At 62.4% G+C, this 19,404-nt stretch carries 15 protein-coding genes; 10 read left to right on the plus strand and 5 right to left on the minus strand.

The window, feature by feature from the left end; translation table 11 throughout:
• Positions 1–72: 72 nt before the first annotated feature.
• Positions 73–2,055, plus strand: coding sequence for a UvrD-helicase domain-containing protein (locus AC0GUR_RS12545; RefSeq protein WP_472877920.1), 1,983 nt, complete (start codon positions 73–75; stop codon positions 2,053–2,055).
• A gap of 69 nt (positions 2,056–2,124) precedes the next feature.
• Here AC0GUR_RS12545 and AC0GUR_RS12550 read toward each other — a convergent pair whose 3' ends face one another.
• The 3 genes from AC0GUR_RS12550 to AC0GUR_RS12560 form a co-directional block, all read right to left on the minus strand.
• Positions 2,125–4,983 carry a TonB-dependent receptor domain-containing protein gene (locus AC0GUR_RS12550; protein ID WP_472877818.1) on the minus strand — a complete coding sequence of 953 codons (2,859 nt, stop codon included), beginning with the start codon at positions 4,981–4,983 and terminating at the stop codon, positions 2,125–2,127.
• A gap of 393 nt (positions 4,984–5,376) precedes the next feature.
• Complete coding sequence (locus AC0GUR_RS12555; protein ID WP_472877819.1) at positions 5,377–6,405, minus strand: AI-2E family transporter; 1,029 nt, start codon at positions 6,403–6,405, stop codon at positions 5,377–5,379.
• A gap of 180 nt (positions 6,406–6,585) precedes the next feature.
• Positions 6,586–7,497 carry a prohibitin family protein gene (locus AC0GUR_RS12560; protein WP_472877820.1) on the minus strand — a complete coding sequence of 304 codons (912 nt, stop codon included), beginning with the start codon at positions 7,495–7,497 and terminating at the stop codon, positions 6,586–6,588.
• 173 nt (positions 7,498–7,670) lie between these two features.
• On the opposite strand from AC0GUR_RS12560, the gene AC0GUR_RS12565 reads away from it, so the two are divergent.
• The 9 genes from AC0GUR_RS12565 to AC0GUR_RS12605 all read left to right on the plus strand — a co-directional run bounded on the left by AC0GUR_RS12565 (position 7,671) and on the right by AC0GUR_RS12605 (position 18,387).
• On the plus strand, positions 7,671–8,558 hold the full coding sequence (locus AC0GUR_RS12565) for a 5'-nucleotidase, lipoprotein e(P4) family (RefSeq protein ID WP_472877821.1): 888 nt from the start codon (positions 7,671–7,673) through the stop codon (positions 8,556–8,558).
• A 321-nt stretch (positions 8,559–8,879) separates the two neighbouring features.
• Positions 8,880–9,890 (plus strand): hypothetical protein, encoded by a 1,011-nt coding sequence (locus AC0GUR_RS12570; protein WP_472877822.1) that lies wholly within the window; start codon positions 8,880–8,882, stop codon positions 9,888–9,890.
• Between the two features lie 43 nt (positions 9,891–9,933).
• Positions 9,934–12,570, plus strand: coding sequence for a glycerol-3-phosphate 1-O-acyltransferase PlsB (gene plsB, locus AC0GUR_RS12575; protein WP_472877823.1), 2,637 nt, complete (start codon positions 9,934–9,936; stop codon positions 12,568–12,570).
• A 104-nt stretch (positions 12,571–12,674) separates the two neighbouring features.
• Entirely contained in the window at positions 12,675–14,030 is a 1,356-nt protein-coding gene (locus tag AC0GUR_RS12580) for a metal-dependent hydrolase family protein (protein ID WP_472877824.1), read from the plus strand.
• 516 nt (positions 14,031–14,546) lie between these two features.
• Complete coding sequence (gene ubiE / locus AC0GUR_RS12585) at positions 14,547–15,302, plus strand: bifunctional demethylmenaquinone methyltransferase/2-methoxy-6-polyprenyl-1,4-benzoquinol methylase UbiE (protein ID WP_472877825.1); 756 nt, start codon at positions 14,547–14,549, stop codon at positions 15,300–15,302.
• 35 nt (positions 15,303–15,337) lie between these two features.
• The gene (locus AC0GUR_RS12590) at positions 15,338–15,784 is read left to right on the plus strand and encodes a hypothetical protein (RefSeq protein ID WP_472877826.1); all 447 of its coding nucleotides are present in this window, start codon (positions 15,338–15,340) and stop codon (positions 15,782–15,784) included.
• A gap of 94 nt (positions 15,785–15,878) precedes the next feature.
• Entirely contained in the window at positions 15,879–17,174 is a 1,296-nt protein-coding gene (locus AC0GUR_RS12595; RefSeq protein WP_472877827.1) for an SDR family oxidoreductase, read from the plus strand.
• A complete protein-coding gene (locus AC0GUR_RS12600) occupies positions 17,171–17,647 on the plus strand; it encodes a DUF2269 family protein (RefSeq protein WP_472877828.1) in 477 nt (158 codons plus the stop codon). The genes AC0GUR_RS12595 and AC0GUR_RS12600 overlap by 4 nt, the downstream gene beginning before the upstream one ends.
• Before the next feature lie 77 nt (positions 17,648–17,724).
• Positions 17,725–18,387, plus strand: coding sequence for a Pr6Pr family membrane protein (locus AC0GUR_RS12605; RefSeq protein ID WP_472877829.1), 663 nt, complete (start codon positions 17,725–17,727; stop codon positions 18,385–18,387).
• 12 nt (positions 18,388–18,399) lie between these two features.
• Here AC0GUR_RS12605 and AC0GUR_RS12610 read toward each other — a convergent pair whose 3' ends face one another.
• Together AC0GUR_RS12610 and AC0GUR_RS12615 are read right to left on the minus strand one after the other, a co-directional pair.
• Positions 18,400–19,083: a glutathione S-transferase family protein gene (locus AC0GUR_RS12610; protein ID WP_472877830.1), complete on the minus strand. Its 684-nt coding sequence runs from the start codon at positions 19,081–19,083 to the stop codon at positions 18,400–18,402.
• Between the two features lie 24 nt (positions 19,084–19,107).
• Positions 19,108–19,404, minus strand: a complete 297-nt coding sequence (locus tag AC0GUR_RS12615) for a cupin domain-containing protein (RefSeq protein WP_472877831.1) — start codon at positions 19,402–19,404, stop codon at positions 19,108–19,110.

The following is a 19,404-nucleotide window of genomic DNA, read 5'->3' on the forward strand; positions in this document are numbered from 1 at the left end:
GCATAGCGCGCTCAGGCCGACGGGAGCGTCGGCTCTGATACCATCGTGCGCCGCCCAGCCACTGCGCACACCATGCTCAACCCCCAACAATTGGCCGCCGTCGAACACTGCGACGGCCCGCTGCTGGTATTGGCCGGCGCCGGCTCGGGCAAGACCAGCGTGATCACGCAGAAGATCGCGTATCTCATCGCCCGCAAGAAACTCGCCCCTTCGCGCATCGCCGCCATCACCTTCACCAACAAGGCGGCGAAGGAAATGCGCGAGCGCGTGGCCAAGCTGATCAGCAGCGAGGATGCCGCCGCGCTCACCGTGTGCACGTTCCACGCGCTGGGCCTGAAGTTTCTGCAGATGGAGCATGAGCGAGCCGGCTTGCGCAAAGGCTTCTCCGTGCTCGATGCGGATGACAGCGAAGGTATCTTCAAAGAGCTGGCACCCAAGGGGGCCAAGCCCGACGTGCTGTTTGGCTTGCGCAATTTGATCAGCCGTGCGAAGAACGCCGGCCTGTCACCCGAAGAAGCGCTGGCCGCCGCGCGCAGCCCGCGCGAGCTGGATGCGGCAACCATCTACGACCTGTATCAGCAACGACTCTCCGCGTTCAACGCGGTGGATTTCGATGACCTGATTCGTTTGCCGCTGCGCATCCTCGAAACCGACGAGGCCTGCCGCACCGTATGGCGTGAACGCCTGCGCTACTTGCTGGTCGACGAATACCAGGACACCAATGACGCGCAGTACCGCTTGTTGAAGGCGCTGGCGGGGGAGCGGGGCAGCTTTACCTGCGTGGGCGACGATGATCAGTCGATCTACGCCTGGCGTGGCGCCAATCCCGAGAATATCGACCAGCTTGGCAAGGACTGGCCGTCGCTGCGCGTGATCAAGCTCGAGCAGAACTATCGTTGCGGCAAGCGCATTCTGCGCGCTGCCAACAAGCTGATCGCCAACAACCCGCATCTGCACGAAAAGAAGCTGTGGAGCGAGCACCCGGAAGGGGCGCAGATTCGCGTGCTGGAGTGCAAGGAGAATGAGCACGAGGCCGAGCGCGTGGCCGCCATTGCCGCCACGCTCGCCGAAAAGCACAAAGCGCGCTGGCACGACATCGCCATCTTGTATCGCGGCAACTTCCAGGCGCGCCCCCTGGAGAAGGCGCTGCGCCTGGCGCGCGTGCCGTACCACCTCTCCGGCGCGCTGAGCTTCCTCGACCGCGGCGAAGTGAAAGACCTGCTTTGCTACCTGCGCCTGTTGACCAATCCCAGCGATGACGCGGCTTTCCTGCGCGTGGTGAACGTTCCCAAGCGCGAGATTGGCTCGACCACACTCGAAAAGCTTGGCCAGATTGCGCAGACGCGCCACGCGCCGCTGCTGGACGCCGCCCGCAGCGATACGGTGCTGCGCCAGCTGTCGCCGCGCCCTGCTGCTGCGCTGGCGTCATTCACCCAGCTGATGGACGAGCTGCGCAGCGCCTCGCTGCACCAGAGCGCTGCTGATCTGGTGGACACCGTGCTTCAGCGCACCGGCTACGCGGCGCAGATCGCCGCCAGCACCGCAGACGCTACGCTGCGCGAACGTCGCCTGAGCAATCTTCGCGAGCTCGCCGACTGGTTCCGCGCCATGCAGCGCAACGACCACACCACCGGCGACCTTGCCGCGCAGCTGGCCCTGCTCACCCACGCTGATCGCGACGAACCGGGCAATGCGGTGCGCATGATGACGCTGCATGCCGCGAAAGGCCTGGAGTTTCGTTTTGTCTTCATCGTCGGTTGCGAAGAAGGCACGCTGCCGCATGACGGCGCCATCGATGAAGGACGCATCGACGAAGAACGCCGCCTGATGTACGTAGGCATCACCCGCGCGAAGGAAATGCTCACGCTGTCGTGGTCGGCCAAAACCAAGCGCTACGGCGAAGTCCACAGCAATCAGCCAAGCCGCTTCCTGCATGAGCTGCCGCAGGACGATGTGCACTGGCAGGGCAAAGACCCGGAGGCGGACAAGGAGGTGGTGCGCGAAACCGCCGAGTCGCACATGGCCAAGATCGCCGCCATGCTGGCCGGCAACTGAGCCTTCGGAGATGGCTCCACAAGAAAAAACCCCGCCAATGGCGGGGTTTTTCTTTCATGCATCGGATCGTTAGCGCGATCCGCCGAACTTGTACGTAGCTTCGATGTACATCTGGCGTCCGAACACGTCGTAGTTGAGGTTGTTGTACGGCCCGTTTGCGCCGATGCCGCCAGTGCCGGGATAGCTTCCATCCACAGGCGGCATGGAGTTGAACAGGTTGTTGACCAGGAACGACAAGGTGAGGTTCGCGGTGGGCGAGTACTGCACGCTGGCGTTGTAGATCATCCAGGGCGACAACTTGCCCGTGCCCGGCGAGGTGTAGTTGTTGGCAACCGTCGCCAGGTAGTTGGGCGTGGAACCATAGCGGTTCACGTAGGCGGTGGCGCTCCAGTCACCCTTGCTCCAGGTTATCGAGGCATTGAGCTTGGTCTTGAAGTCCGTGCTGTAGTACGGGCTGCGCAGGTAGTCGATCACCGGATCGCCCGCGTACTCCTGATACGTATGCTTCAAGATGTTGCTGTAACCGCTCAGCAAGAACAACTTGCCGTAGGACCCGATATCCACCGTGTAACTCAAGTTGGCAGTGATCGCATTGACCTTTTCCTGGGCCACGTTGACCTTGGGCGTATAGATGGTCTGGATCGTGCCGAACGCATCGCGCGTGATCTGGCCGATGACCGCCTGACACGACGGTGAATTGACATCCAGCACGCCGAGCAGGCACAGGGAGTTCTGCTGGGAGATCTTGTCCGCGCTTTGGGTCACCACCTCATTGCTGATATCGAAGTGCAGGTAGTCGACGCTCAGTGACATCTGCTGCAGTGGCGACCACACGAACCCCGCGTTCCACACCTTGGCCGTGATCGGCTTCAGATCGGGATTACCCTTGGTTTCCCCAAAATAACTGGCCGAGTAGTAGTTGTTCGGGCAGTTGCCCAGCGTGGTGCCGGTGTAACCCAGCTTGGCGCAGCCGTAGTAGTCGATGACGGTGCTGTAGGAGCCGCTCTGACCGGAGAACTGATCGGCAAGCGTCGGTACCTTGAACGCCGTACCGTACTTGCCGCGCAACAGCAGCGTTTCGAACGGACGATATTCCAGGCCAAGATTGTAGGTGCCGTGGCTCACATCATTGCCCGACACCTTGTAACTGTCATAGCGGCCCGAGACATCAACGGTGAGCTGGTTCAGCAGCGGAAAGCTCATTTCCGTAGTTGCTGCGTAACGGGAGCGATGGCCTGAACCCTGAGACGCGGTGATGTTGTAGATGCCGCCGTTGAAGTAGCGCTCGTCCGGCACGTAGGACCAGCCCTGATTACCGCCTTCAAGCACCACCGCCAGACCCGCATCGCCACCCGGCAGGGTGAACAACGACGCATTGGTGACCTGACCACGGAGCATGTTGTCCCAGGTCTTGCCTTGGGTGGCCACGTAGCCACTGAAGCTGCGGTAGTCCGCTGGCGTAATAGGCGTGTAGAACGCCGCATAGTTCGGCGCAAAAGTGGATACGCCGAAACCGTTCGGATCCGGCCCAAGATTCGGCCCAAGCACGCGATTGCCGAAGAAGGTGTTGATGGCGTCGCCGAACGCCAGGTAATCGCGCTCGTTGGTCTTGTCGTCGGAATGGGTGAAGCCCAGGTCGTACTCCCAGTTCGATTGCCCGAACGTACCCTTGCCGCCCAGGGTGAACATGTAGGAGTTCTCGATCTGCTTGGTCATCGAGTTCTGGAAGCCACCCACTTCCTCCGGCGAGAAAATGTGCTGCATATCCACGTAGTCACCGATGTTCGGCTCGTAGAACGAGCCGACCGAGGTGATCTGCGTCGACCAGATATTGTTAAGCGCGGCCTGCCACTTCTGCTCCTGGTAGTTGTAGAGCAGGTCACTGTAGAGCTGCAGGTTGTCGTTCACGTCGAAAGTGGCGTGCGTGTACAGGTTGGCGGTTTTTTCGCCATTGGCCAGGGTGACGAAACCCGGGGCGAAGTACGATCCGCAGTAGTCGCCGCTGTTGATGCGATGCCTGAGCCCGGTCGTGCCGCCAAAACCCGCGACTGTGTTAGCGCAGTTGTTCGGATCCTGGAAGTAATAGCCGTTGCTTAGCGCTGTCGCGCTTACCACCAGGTAGTCACGTTCGGCCGTTTGCGGCGTCGAGCCATTGACCGGGAATTGCTTGGTCAAGTCACGACTGTAGGCCCAGGTGGGATTGGTGTTCTGGAACTGCACGCCAGCAACGACGTTTAACTTGCCCACCTGGAAGCTGTCGGCGAGATAGATACGGCGCGTTGCGCCACCGCCGTTGCTGTTCCAGCCGTAGCGCGCGTCTATCACCGGCCCATCAAGCTTCTTCTTCAGCACAATATTGATGACACCGGCGATGGCGTCAGAGCCGTACAGCGACGACTGGCCACCCGGCAGAATGTCGATGTGATCGACCATCTCAATCGGAATGCTGCTCAGGTTGTTGAAGACATCGCTGCCGTTGTAAAGCGCCGGGAAATTGCCCATCGGGCGCCCGTCGATCAGGTACTTCACGAAGCCAGGCGGCAGGCCGAACAGGCTGAGCGTCTGCGCCCCTTGTGTGAAACCACCAACGGCCTGTGAACCCTGCACACTGCCCGTCGCTCCCGACGACTGCTGCAGAGCCTGTGCGACGGTGGCGAAGCCACGCACCTTCATATCCTGGGCGGTGATGGTGATGACCGGCGTCGCGGTCTCGACCTGCGATTGCGGAATCAACGAACCGGTAACCGAAACCGCATCGAGCTTCTTGGCTTTTTTCGCTGCGTCCGCATCCGAGGCGGCGTCGCTCGCGGTAGGCGTATCCGACGGTGACGGACTTGTAGCGGAAGCATTGGCCGTGGCGTACGAAGCGGACGCATAGCCGAGCGCCAGAGCTGCCAGCACGGCAGCCCTGAGTTTGGACTTCGACATCATTGTCTCCCCAATTATTTTTAGTCTGCTTCATGCAGCGCGCCGAATCCCGGCGCACTTCCCCGCGAAAGCCCCGACGAAGGTACGTCCCCCCGGAAGACACCTTTTGATCGTTGGTTGGGCTCTCGCTTTTTGCTGTGTATCACACGAATTTTCTCGTACCAATGCCCCATCGGCATGTCGCAATTTCATGCGGCGCGTTGAGAAATTTGGTAACGATTTACGCGAAAAGGCGCGAACGGCGAACGCACTTGGGATGGCGAGGCATCGCAGGGGCGCGGTGTCGCTCGTCAACTGAGACGGATATCGCAAGAACTTTCTTTACGGATGTGTGAAATCGCCGCCACTCTTGGACAGACCCGGCACCAGCGGCGGTGAGCTGGCTGCGTTCTTTCAAATCAGCCGTTCGGCTTCGAGCTCGCTTTTCAGATAGGCGTAATAGATCGGCGCCGCGATCAAACCGGCCAGACCGAAAGCGGCCTCCATCACCAGCATCGCTACCAGCAGTTCCCATGCGCGCGCACGGATTTGACCACCGACGATGCGCGCGTTGAGGAAGTACTCGAGCTTGTGGATCAGGATGAGAAAGCCAAGCGCGGCCATGCCGACGCCCAGCGAAATCGACAGACCTGCAATGGTGATGGCCGTGTTGGAAATAAGGTTGCCGATCACCGGCAACAGACCCACGATGAAGGTAAGCACCACCAGCGTCTTGGCCAGCGGCAGATGGATGCCCATCAGCGGCAGCACGCCGAGCAGGAAGGTCGCGGTGAACAAGGTATTGATCGCCGAAATCTTGATCTGCGCGAACACGATGTTGTGGAACGCCTCGGACAGGCGCTGGCAACGCAGGCCCAGCGCAGCGGCGAGCGGCCCCACCTGATGCGCGGGGCGCGCACGGCTCAACGCGACGATGGCGCCCAGCACCATGCCGATCAGGATATGCACGAACACGCGCGCCGCTTCCTTGCCCAGCGTTTGCAGGCTCACTGAGTGCTTGCGCGTCAGCTCCATCGCCATCATGCGCAGGTCATCCACCGTATCCGGCAGCCAACCCACCACCGATGCGGGCAGCTGCTGGCGCGCCTTTTCCACCAGCGGCATCAGCTGCTGTTCCCACAACACTTCCGGGTTGCCGATTTCGTTGCGCAGAAAGCTCACCGCGCTGAGGATCAGCAACACCAGCAGGCCCACCACGATGGTGCCCAGCAAGGCGACCACCAGTACGCGGGCGCGGTCACTGGGCACCTGCTTGCCCAACAGCGGTGCCGTCGACTGCACCAGCTCGTACACCAGCAGGCCGGCAAACAGCGCTGGCAGCAGATGCAGGCCCAGCATCAGCATCAAGGCGGCAGCGGCCACCAGATAGCTGGTCAGGCGAATGGCAAACGATGGCTGGGGAGCGGGTTCAACGGAGTCCATGCAAGTTCATGCGAAGGTGGAGATACCTGCAGTCTGTCAGCTGACCTTGGCGGCCGCCAGCCTCGCCAGCAAGCCGCCATACAGGAACGGCGCCTTGATGGGCCACTCCGATGACGACCTGCTGGCTTCTGGATCGCGCTCGCCCAGACCCGCGTCAGGCGAAAGCGCCCGAGGACGCCCTTACTTGTTGCCGTCCACCTGCAGGAACGGGATCGGTGCGCCGGCATAGATATGCTGCGGAAGCTGGCCGTTCCACTTTTCAGCTTTGATCTTTTCCACCTCGATGCGGCGCAATTCCAGTACATCCTTGCTCTTGGCCAGGGCGTCGCTTTGCGCCTTGAGGGCTTCCGCCTGGGCATTGGCTGCGGTCACCGTGGCATAAGCCTCGCCATCTGCCTGTGCCTTCAGCGCATCAGCATCGGCCTGTGCAGTGACCACCTTGGCGCGCTGTTCCGCCTCGACCGTTCTGACCTTGTTCTCCGCCGCCAGGCGCAACTGTTCCTGCGTGACCTTTTCGTTGATGGCGTGCATATAAGTGTCAGAGAACGAGAAGTTGCGCATGTCGATATTGATCACCTGCGCGCCATACATGTTCAGCTTGTCTTTCAGCGCCAGGTTGATGTCGACCGACACCTGCGAACGCTTGGCAATTAAGTCCGGCGCGGAATAGCGCGCGGTTACGGCCTTAAAGACTTCCTGCGTGGCCGTTTGCACGTACGAGGAAAGGTCGCCGTTATGACTATATTTTTCGTACACCTCGGCCACGCGATCGGTCTGGATGCTATAGCGCACGGTGAGGCTGACCTTGACTGGCTGCGTGTCGCTGGTGCTGCCGTCCGCTTCGTCGATCTGCGCTTCCTCGGCGCGAATGCTGAAAATCGCGAGCTTCTGCCAGGGCGGCACCACGACCAGGCCTTCGGGCTCGATCTTCTTGATGGCGCCGAATTGCGTCAGAACGCCACGCGAGCCGGTCGGCACGGTGCGAAAGGGCCAGAATGTGGCGATCAAGATAAGCGCTACCACCGACACAACCAGGTTGCGTATGAGCTTGACGAGGTTGATGTTGCTGTTGCCGTTTGAGATCGCGAGCATGCACGGACTTCCTTGTGGAAAGAAACGAACGGCACAGACGCGCCGCGGTTTATCCGCAGCCGACGCCTGAGGCCACCTGGTGAGCGAGTTGATCCCCTGCACGAATGTGGGGGTGAAACCCCACTGTCGTAAAATGCCGCGATTCTAGCCGAACCACTTTCAGGGGTTTTTTGATGTCCGTTCGTTTCTCGGTGGCGTTTGCCGCTTTGGTCTTGCTTGCCGGTTGCGCCAGCACCGCCCCCACCAAGGCCCCCGCGCCAGCCACGGCAGCCACCCCGGCCACGACCACCCCGGCCGACGACAACCTCAACGCGATGGCCTGGAGCCAGACCGCGATCGAGCATGACCTGATCTACCTGCAGACCTATCGGGATGCGCAATCACGCCTGCTCGCTGCGTTGGCGGACAAGCAGTGGGATGCACTGCCCAAGGACGACCGCGTAGCCCCCGCCACCGGCCTGAAGCCGGCCGTGGTGCTGGATATCGACGAAACCGTGCTGGACAACTCGCCGTATCAGGCCCGGCTGGTGAAGAGCGGCGGCGAATACAACGAGGCTGATTGGGCCGCCTGGTGCAACGAGCAACGCGCCCGCGCCCTGCCCGGCGTGGTCGAGTTCACCCAGTTCGCGGCCAGGCACGGCGTCGCGGTGATCTACATTTCCAATCGCGCCAAGGATCTGGACCAGGCCACCCTGGCCAATCTGCGCAAGGAAGGCCTGCCCGTCTCCGGCCCCGAGGCCTTCCTGGGGCTGGGCACGTTTGTGGAGGATTGCGAGCAGATCGGTACCGAGAAGGGTTGCCGCCGCCAGCTGGTGAGCCGCAAATACCGCGTGTTGATGCAGTTTGGCGACCAGATCGGCGATTTTGTGACTGTTTTGGCCAACAACGACGCAGGTCGTCATAAGGCCATGGCGCCCTATATGGGCTGGGTCGGCACCCGCTGGTACGTGTTGCCCAACCCCACCTATGGCGCATGGGAACCCGCTTTGTTTAATAATGACTGGACGGCACCGCGCGATGAACGCCGCCACCAGAAGATCCAGTCGCTGCGTTTCGATTGACAATCGACACATAATAATCAGTAACTTACGCGGCATAAGCTAAAGTATTGCTTTAAGTTTAACGGGGAAGTAAGATCTTCCCCGCCAACCCCTGCTGACCTTGATAATTCCGCAGGCAAGGCCATTTCCCTTCCGGCTCTGCCGGATTACCCCGTGAGGCCCAACGCCCGCGGGGTTTTCTTTTTGGGCGGTTCCTTAATGGAGCCCATGACCTGGCTCTCAGCCTCACGCTCCGGCTCTTGTTGACGTGGCGTCGACACGCTTACGCTCCGGCGACCGCCCTGCCCGGGGCTGCCAGGCGCCACCACTTTCCGAGACCCTATGCGTCGCTCATCCGTCTTCTACGCCGTTGGTGCGTTTATCGCCCTGCTCGTGCTGGCCACGATCGGCGCCTTGGTCATGACCTCGCACAAGCACGTGCCGGCCCCGGTCGTCGCCGGTGGCGAAACGCCTGAAGCGTCCGTGCAGCAGACCGTGGCGCTGATCCGGGCCGGTGACTTTGCCGGCTTCTGGAAGCACGCCCTGCCACCGGCCGATTACGAAACCTTGCGCAGCGACTGGACGCGCCCGCGCCCCGACGAGCAGCCCGTCAGCGCCGAGCAGCGCGCCGATTTCATCGCGCAGATGCAGCAGCTCACCGAGCCGAACGCGGAGACCAAGCTCTACGCCATCGCCAGGCCCAAGCTCAACCAACTGCAACAGCAGTACCACGACCAGGTGCCCATCATGATCGGCATCGTGCAGAACATCGCGGTCACCGGCGTTGTGCAGAGCAAAAGCCTGACCAATCCGCAAAAGCAGCAGGTCACTGAGGTGATCAATGTGCTGGCGCCGTGGGCGCAGCAGGTCCCGTGGTTCGACCAGGCCAGGGCCAAGCAGGCCATTGCGGTGGTGGTGGCAGCGGCGCGCAAGCTGGATCTGAAGACCCCAGAAGATCTGCACGCCATGGACTTCGACACGGCCATGCAGAAGTACAGCACTGGTTTCCTGGCCATCAAGCAGGTACTGGCCATCTATGGCCTGCCGCTGGATGAAACGCTGGACTCGGTGAAGGTTTCCCTCTTGGAAACCCGTAACGGCCGTGCCCGCGTACGCATCGACTACACCCTGCTCGGCAAGCCGCTTTCCACCGAGTCCGAACTGATCGAACAGGGCGGCCGGTGGTACAGCGCCGATGTACTGCAGAATGTGCGCGACGCGCATGACCGTTTGTCGGCACCGCCAGCTGCAGCCAGCACCGCGGCCGCACCGGCGACACCGGCCAGCGCTGCACCGCCGCCGCAGGCGGCACCAGCAAAGCCCGCCGCCAGCAGCTCCGCTACCAAGCACTAATCAGCTAAACCGGTTTCTTAGGCTCACCGGTTACAATCTGGGGATGCTGAATATGTCGACCACGGACACTCCCGCCCGTAGCCGCGCGCCCTGGTGGTTCAACCTGGCCGGGCAACTGCTCGAGCCATGGGTGCGTCTCCGCCGCGAACCCGCCGAACCCGCCACCTTGCTCCAGGCTGGCGTGCCGGTGTGCTACGTCATCGAGCGCGACGGCCTTTCTGATGCGCTCATCCTGGAGCGTGCCTGCCGCGAGGCTGGCCTGCCTTCACCGCTGCAGCCCCTGGCCGGTACGCGCCGCAAACGTTCCGCCGTGGCGCTGGTGCGCCATGACAGCTGGACGCTCGGGCGCAGCCGCAAACGCTCGCCCACCGAGACGCTGGGCCAGTTGGTCCGCCTGATCGACGCCGACCCGGAACGCGACGTGCAGATCGTGCCCGTCTCCATCTACGTCGGCCGCGCGCCCACGCGCGAGTCGGGCTGGTTCAGCGTGCTGTTCTCGGAAAACTGGATGGTGGTCGGCCGCTTCCGCCGCATGCTGGCCTTGCTGCTGAACGGCCGCGACACCGTCGTGCACTTCTCCGCCCCCGTATCGCTGCGCCAGGTGGTCAACGAGTCGAGCGACCTGCGTCCGGAACGACTGACCCGCAAAATCGCCCGCGTGCTGCGCACGCACTTCCGCCGTATCCGCGCGGCGGTGATCGGCCCCGACCTTTCCCATCGTCGTACCGTGGTCGATGCGGTGCTGAACGCCGAGCCCGTGCGCGCCGCCATCGCCTCCACCGCGGCGAAGGAAAACATCAGCCCCGCCAAGGCGTGGCGTCGGGCGCACGACATGATGATGGAGATCGCCGCCGACTACTCGCACCCGGTGGTGCGCTCGGCTTCGTTCCTGCTCTCCAACTTCTGGAACAAGCTGTACGACGGCATCGCCATGCACCACTTCGAAAAGGCCCGCGCTGCCGCGCCCGGCCATGAAGTGGTGTACGTACCCTGCCACCGCAGCCATGCGGACTACCTGCTGCTGTCCTACCAGTTGCATATGTCCGGCGTGGTGGTGCCACACATTGCGGCGGGTGTGAACCTCAACCTGCCGGTGATCGGCCCCATCCTGCGCCGTGGCGGTGCGTTCTTCCTGCGCCGCAGCTTCAAGGGCAACGCGCTGTATTCGGTGGTGTTCAACGAGTACGTGGCGCAGCTGATCGATCGCGGCGTGCCGATGGAGTACTTCATCGAAGGTGGCCGCTCACGTACCGGTCGCTTACTTGCACCGCGAGCCGGCATGCTGGCCATGACCGTGCGCGCTTTCCTGCGTGCGCCACGCCGTCCGGTGCTGTTCCAGCCGGTGTACATCGGCTACGAGAAGCTGATGGAAGGCAAGAGCTACATCGGCGAACTCTCCGGCAAGCCGAAGGAGAAGGAATCGCTGATCGGCCTGCTGCGCGGCCTGAAGGTGCTGCGCCAGCGCTATGGTCATGTATCACTCAACTTTGGCGAACCGATCGAACTCAACCCGATGCTCGACGCCGCCAGCGCCGATTGGCGCAACGACGACCCGGACGCCAAGCCCGAATGGCTGGGGCGCGTGGTGGATGATCTGGCCGAGAAGATCCAGATCAACATCAACCGCGCCGCGGACGTAAACCCCATCAACCTGCTCGCGCTGGCCCTGCTCGCCACGCCGAAGCACGCGATGGCGGAGAACGACCTGCTGGTGCAGCTGGAATTGATGAAGGCGCTGCTGGAGGAGTTGCCCTACTCCGACCGCATGACGCTCACCTCGATGGATCCCGCCGGCATCATCGCCTATGGCGAGCAGATGGGCTGGATCCGCCGCGTGCGTCACCCACTCGGCGACGTGCTGGTCACCGAAGACGAGCAGGCGGTACTGCTCAGCTACTTCCGCAACAACGTGCTGCACCTCACGGCAACGGCTGCGTGGGTGGCCTGCTGCTTCCTCAACAACCGCCGCATGTCGCGCGCCTCGGTGCTGCGACTGGGCCGCATCATCTATCCGTTCATCCAGGGCGAGCTGTTCCTGCCGTGGGATGCGGATGGATTCTGTGCGCAGCTGCAATCCACCATCGACTTCTTCGTGCGCCGCGGCCTGCTCGAGGCGACCGGCGAAGGTCGCGTGCTGGAGCGTGGCCCCGGCCAGGACGACGCGGCGTTCCAGCTCAAGATCATCGCGCGCAGCCTTATCCAGGCCTTCGAGCGCTACTACATCACCATCGCCGCACTGGTGAAGAACGGCCCGCACACCATGACGGGTGCGGAGCTTGAGAACGCCTGCACACTCACCGCCCAGCGCCTGAGCCTGCTCAACGAGTTGTCGGCGCCGGAGTTCTTCGACAAGGCGCTGTTCCGCGGCTTCATCCAGAAGCTGCGCGAAAGCCGCATCGTGTGGACTGACGAAGCCGGCAAGCTCGACTACGACCATGCACTGGAAGACATGGTGCGCGACGCGCGTGTCATCCTGGCTCGCGAAGTGCGCCACTCCATTCTCAAGATCACCCCGGGCGGCGATGGCGAAAAGGAGCCTGCGGAAAAGCCGTTGCCGGCCGATGCCACCAGCGAAGCGTTGCATGAGCGACATGTGGCGGCGGAGCATCACGAGCATGCGCCGGCCGAGGTCGTCACGGTGACGGAAGAGTCTGGCAGCGAATCGCCGCGCAAAGACTGACCATCCCGTCATGAGACTGAGCGACGAGGGGTGACGAAAGTCACCCCTCTTTGCGTTGGATCACTCCCCTAAGATGGCTCCTTCATCCTGGGGAGGAGCTCATCATGATCACACGCGTTGCCGTCGCCATCGCCGCAGCCCTTGCGCTGCCCGCCGCCATCGCGGCCGAACCCGCCCAATCGCATCACGATGTGACCGTGCTGCACTGCGCACGACTGGTCGACCCCGCCGCAGGCAAACTGCTGGGCGAAACGACGCTGGTGATCGAAGGCAACCGCGTAAAGGAGATCAAATCCGGCGCGGTCGATCCCAAACCGTACCAGGATGCCGCCACCGCAGCCGGCGGCAGCTTCAGCATGCGCAACCTGGCCGACGCCACCTGCATGCCGGGCCTGATCGACTCGCACACCCACCTCACCGGCGAAACCAGTCCCACCGGCTACACCGACCAGTTCCGCTGGAACGTGGCCGACTACGCCATCCGCTCCACCGTCTACGCCCGCCGCACCCTGCTGGCCGGCTTTACCGCCGTGCGCAACGTAGGCGACTCGAACAACGAATCCATTGCCCTGCGCAACGCCGTCAACGCCGGCATCGTGCCCGGTCCGCGCATCTTCACCGCCGGCAAGGCCATCGGCACCACCGGCGGCCATGCCGACCCTACCGACGGCTATCGCACCGACCTGGCCGGCGACCCGGGCCCCAAAGAAGGCATCATCAACAGCGTCGACGATGCCTACAAAACCATCCGCCAGCACTACAAGGACGGTGTCGACGTCATCAAGATCATGCCCTCAGGCGGCGTGCTCGATGAAAGCAACAGCGTCGACAACGCGCAGATGACCATTGAGGAGATCAAGGCCATCGTCAGCGCCTCGCACGACTACGGCTTCACCGTCGCGGCACATGCGCACGGCGCCGAAGCCATCCGGCGCGCCGTGCTGGGCGGCGTGGATTCGATCGAGCATGGCACCTTCATGAACGACGAAGACATGAAGCTGATGAAGCAACATGGCACCTGGTATGTGCCCACCATCATCGCCGGCAAATACGTGCAGGAAATGGCCGCCAAGCCCGGCTACTACCCGCCGCAGGTGGCCGCGAAAGCCATCCAGGTGGGACCGATCATCCAGGCCACGGCAGGCAAGGCCTACAAGGCCGGCGTGAAGATCGCCTTCGGCACCGATGCAGCGGTCTACCCGCACGGCCAGAACGCCAAGGAATTCGAATACATGGTGCAGGCCGGCATGCCGCCCATGTTCGTACTGCAGGCGGCCACCACCCATGCTGCCGAACTGCTGCACAAGCAGAACGAACTTGGGCAGATTGCGGTGGGCCGCTATGCGGACGTGATTGCGGTGCCTGGCAACCCGCTGGATGACATCACGGTGATGCAGAAGGTGAGTTTCGTGATGAAGAATGGGGTGGTGTACAAACAGGATGGCAAGGAAGTGTTCTGAGCGTGCTTCGCTCCCTCTCTCCGCGCACCCCAAGGAGAGAGGGAGCAAAAAAGCCGCGCCGAATACATTCCCTAGCCAAGATGGCGCGTAGTGCCGCCATCGCATTAAGTCCTCTCCGCAATGGCGCGTTGCGGGGTAGCCATCACGCGTGTCGTGCGATCGTGAGGATCTGGGCTTCGTTCGCGTCAAGGCTTGTATTCAACACAACGCTACGACAACTCCGCTCTTAAGGCCGTTTTCTTTGGGTTACTTTTCTTTTGGGCCAGCAAAAGAAAAGTGACTCGAGCGTCGGCAGACGATCGAAACGCCCGCCGCGTAGGTGGCACGCTGGCCGTATCGCTGAACGAGAGCCAGGAGCAAAGCCACTGGATCCCCGCTTTCGCGGGGATGACGGTGAGGGAAAATACGCGTTATCGCGAGCACTCACCCCTCACCCCAACCAACCCTCCCCGGAGGGAAGGGGAAAAGCGGGCCGCCACAAGGAAGCCAAGGGCCCAATCCGCTACCATTAACCCCATGAGCGACCAGTCCCCCCAAACCACGCATTTCGGCTTCCGCGACGTCCCTGTCTCCGACAAGCAAAAGCTCGTCGGCCAGGTGTTCACTTCGGTCGCACGCAGTTACGACCTGATGAACGACCTGATGTCGTTCGGCGTCCACCGCCTGTGGAAGCGCCACTTCGTGGCCATCAGCGGCGTGCGCCGCGGTGACCGCGTGCTGGATCTGGCCGGTGGCACGGGCGATATCGCCGCGCTGCTCAAGCCTGTGGTTGGTGCCGAGGGCGAGATCGTGGTGGGCGACATCAACGCTGCCATGCTCGGCGTGGGTCGCGACCGCCTGACCGATCGCGGCCTGGTCTCTGGCCTGCGCTGGGCTCAGCTGAACGCCGAAAGCCTGCCGTTTCCCGACAACAGCTTCGATGCCGTGACCATGGCCTTCGGCCTGCGCAACGTCACCGACAAGGACAAGGCGCTCGCCGATATCTGCCGCGTGCTCAAGCCCGGCGGCCGCGCCCTGGTGCTGGAGTTCTCGCGCGTGCAGAGCGACCTCTTCAGCAAGCTCTACGACTTCCACTCGTTCAAGGTCCTGCCCAAGCTCGGCCAGCTGTTCGCCGGTGATGCCGACAGCTACCAGTACCTGGCCGAATCGATCCGCAAGCATCCGGATCAGGAAACCCTCAAGAGCATGATGGAGCGTGCCGGCTTTGGTCGCGTGGACGTGCGCAATCTCACCAACGGCATCGTAGCGATCCATCGCGGGTACAAGTTTTGAGCAGGCCGGGAGGCAGGTCTCTTTTCGCAACACTAGTGCTCACTGCACTCGCGACATGTCCGGTTGCTTCGGCAGCAACGCCGCATTACGCGGTACTACCCGAATCGGCGTTGAGCAAGACGCTCAAGCAGTGCTCTCGCAGTACACCGCAAGCCAGCGCTGCGTGGACACCCTCAACGGAACAGTTGCGCGACCTCGAAGACCATCTGCCACAACTCGCTGAACTGGCCGCACGACAAGGGTTGCCACGACGCATCGGCGATCCTGCGGGCTCGTTCCGTCAGTACCTCGGTGTTGTCGTCGATGGCCATCGCTACATCTACATCAACGCCATGCCCGAGGATGAGGTCGCTTTATCGCATGTGACCGCTTCATCAACCAAGCCAGTGATGGTTTGCGATGGAGGGAACGCGTTCTGGGGCGCCCTCTACGATCCCGACGCAAGAACGTTTTCGCAGCTAAGTGCCAACGGTGTTGCGTAACCTCGCCTTTCGGGGAATGAAGCTGCAATGCTTCGCACGCCTGCGGGTTTGCTCCACACGCACGGCTTTCACCCACCAAGAATGGCTTTAGTTCATGCGCGTGCTGGTCACGGGCGCCTACGGCTTCATCGGCTCGCACATTGTCGCGGCGCTCACCGCTGCAGGTCATGAGGTCGTTTGCGCCGTGCGCGGCGCACGACTTGATGCGCGCTTCCCTGGGTTGCAGGCAATTGCCTGCGATATGTCGCGGGACACATCGCCCGACATCTGGGTGCCGCGCCTCGCGACCATTGATGCGGTGGTGAATTGCGCAGGCATTCTGCGCGAACGACACGGCGATCGCTTTGAGACGGTTCACGTCACCGGGCCGGTCGCGCTCTACGAAGCTTGCGTACAGGCCGGCGTACAGCGCGTGGTGCAGATTTCCGCACTGGGTGGGAAAGACGACGGCGAGTTCATTGCCAGCAAGCATCGCGGCGACGAGCGGCTTGCATCGTTGCCACTCGACGCGATTATTCTTCGCCCTTCGCTGGTATACAGCGCACGAGGCTCCTACGGTGGCACCTCGCTTCTGCGCGCCATGGCAGCCATGCCTTGCGTGATTGCGGTACCGCGCGCCGCCATGAAACCCTGCGTCCAACCGATTGCCGCTGAGGATGTGGCGCTTGCCGTTGCGGCAGCCGTGTCGTCGCCCTCGAGCGGAACCGAGATTCTGGAACTGGTTGGCCCGCACCCGATGGGGCTGGGTGACTACCTGCAGGCATGGCGTCGCTGGCTGGGTCTGCGGGCCGCACGGTTGTGGGCCGTGCCCACGTCGCTGGTTCGGTTGGCATGCCGCGTCGGCAAATGGTTCGGCCAAGGGCCACTCGGCGAAACCATGCAGACCATGCTGGAGCACGGGAATCTGGGACAACCGGGTGCGATAGAACGCATGCGGGAGCGTCTGGGCCTGGTGCCTCGAACACTCGAGCGGGCCCTTGCTGAAGCTCCCGGTCATACGCAGGATCGCTGGCATGCCCGCTTGTATTTCGCCCTGCCGGCGTTGCGCATAACCCTCGCGTTGCTGTGGCTGGCTTCGGGTTTGATTGGCTGGTGGCTACCGTCCGGTGCTGTGGCAACCGCCGCGAGTGGCGGTCCGCTCTCTGCCGATGCATCGCTCATGCTTGCACGCACCACAGCATCGCCCGATCTGCTGTTCGGCGCCCTGTGTCTGCTGAGGTGGCGCCCGCGACTCGTGCTGAGCGGCATGCTGCTGATGCTGGTCGGTTACACGATAGGTATCGGAACGATGTGGCCGGTGCACTGGCTTGATCCGCTGGGTGGACTGCTGAAGAACGTGCCACTGATGGCGGCCGTCGCCGTGCTGCTCGCCACTGAGGACAAACGATGACGGCCTACACGCTGCTCAAGCTCGTGCACATCCTGTCGTCGACACTGCTGTTCGGCACCGGCCTCGGCACGGCGTTCTTTATGTGGTTCACCTGGCGCAGCGGTAATGTGCAGGCCATTGCGGCTGCATCTCGACTTACCGTGCGTGCAGACTGGTGTTTCACCACACCTGCCGTCATCGTGCAGCCTCTCACCGGTGTCGCGCTCGTACACCTGATGGGCTTTCCTTGGAACAGTCCATGGCTAGTCGCTGCCGTCGCGCTCTACATGCTTACCGGAGCCTGCTGGATACCTGTCGTGGTGCTGCAAATGCGCGTGCGCAATGCGGCTGAGATAGCTAGTCAAACAGGCTCGCCACTCCCGGCATCCTGTGAACGGCTGATGCGCTGGTGGTTTGCCTTGGGCTGGCCAGCTTTCCTGGCTGTGATGGGTATCTTTTGGTTGATGGTGGCCAAACCACCGCTCTGGATCTGAGCCACGATGGCGTTACACCAGACGTCATCACCGGGTGCCATAGTTAGACCTCTCTCGCCCAAGGGCAGCACTCGACTGTGACTTCGCGCTATCGCTCACTCGCAGCTTTTGGCTCACTGCTCGGTTGGTTCGGCTTGGTGCTGCAGCTGGGTGAGTCGATCCGGATCACCCTTGCGAGCGGTCAAGGTGCCGCAGCCGGCGTATGGATCTACCTGGGCTTCTACACCATTCTCACCAATATGCTGGTGGCCAAAGCGCTGTCCGCCGCGGCGCTTGGCCCCGGTCATGGTCCCATCGTTCGCTTCTTTCTCCGGCCGGGCGTGCAAACCGCTATCGCGATGAGCATTGCCATCGTCAGCCTGATCTACAACGTGATGTTGCGCCAGCTGTGGCACCCCACCGGCTGGCTGCTGGTGGCCGATGTGATCGTGCACGACATCATACCGCCGCTTTATCTGCTGTATTGGTGGCTCGCCGTACCCAAGGGCGGCCTGCGCTGGTCGCAGGTGCTGGTATGGCAGAGCTATCCGGCGGGCTATTTCTTCTATGTGCTGGTGCGCGGCGCCATCAATGGCTGGTATCCGTATCCGTTCCTCGATGTGAGGAAGCTGGGCTACGGGCAGGTGTTAGTGGATGCCATCGCCGTATTGCTGGCGTTTGTCGCCGTCGGCCTGGTTCTGGTCGCGCTGGGCCGTTGGCAGGCGCGACGTCAGGCGAGTGCTGCGGCAAGTCCCGCCTGAAGCTGGATGACCTTATGCTGGGCGAAGGTCTTGCAGCACGTCACCGTAGCGTCGAACCTCTGCTTCATGCGCTTCATCGCGCCAGGTTTCCGCCAGCGCGGCTTCGTACCACCGGCGCATGGACGGCAAGGCGAGCACACGTTGCACGTACTCGGCGGCTGCCTGATCGAGCGGAAGCCCATAAGTCTGGATGCGGAATACCACGGGTGCGAAGAACGCATCCACCGCGGTGAATGTCTGGCCGGCAAGGAACGGGCCACCGAAACGCGTGAGCCCTTCCATCCATAGTTCGTTGATGCGCGCGATGTCCGCCTGCAGGGCGGGCCCGATCTCGTGCAGTTTTACGCGCAAGCCGCAGCTCATGCCGCACTGCTCGCGCAAGGCGCCAAAGCCCGAATGCATCTCCGCTGCTGCACAACGCGCCCAGGTGCGCGCCGCAGCATCGGACGGCCAAATGCCGCGATGGTGTTCGGCCAGATATTCGGCGATGGCCAGCGAATCCCACACTACCGTGTCGCCATCACGCAGGCATGGCACGCGGCCGGAGGGAGAGAACGCCCGAAACGCCTGCCAGTTGGAGCCCTGGCCGAAGCACACAACGTTTTCCTCGAACGGAATACCCAGCTCGCTCATCAGCACCCAGGGGCGCAACGACCACGACGAGTAATTCTTGTTGGCGATATAAAGCGTCGTCATCGATGCACTCCGGGCGGGCTGATGTCAGGTGTCCAGGATCAGCAGCGTACCGCGACTGCCAGGCGCCACACTGTGCGGCACGCCCTGCGGCACTACGCACAGTTCACCGGCGCACACACGCATGATGTTGCCGTCCATGTTCAACACCATCTCACCGTCGAGCACGAGCAGGCCCTCGGCGTAGTCATGGCATTCTTCCGGATAGGCTGCTTCATCCATGCGAAGCAGCTTCAGGCGTGCATCGCCGAAAGCGGCGAGCACGCGCGAAGACCAGGCGGAAGGTAACTCTTTGGCTGCGTCGATCAATCGTAGGGGCGTCAT

The organism is Dyella sp. PARNA 12/25 (assembly GCF_055702865.1).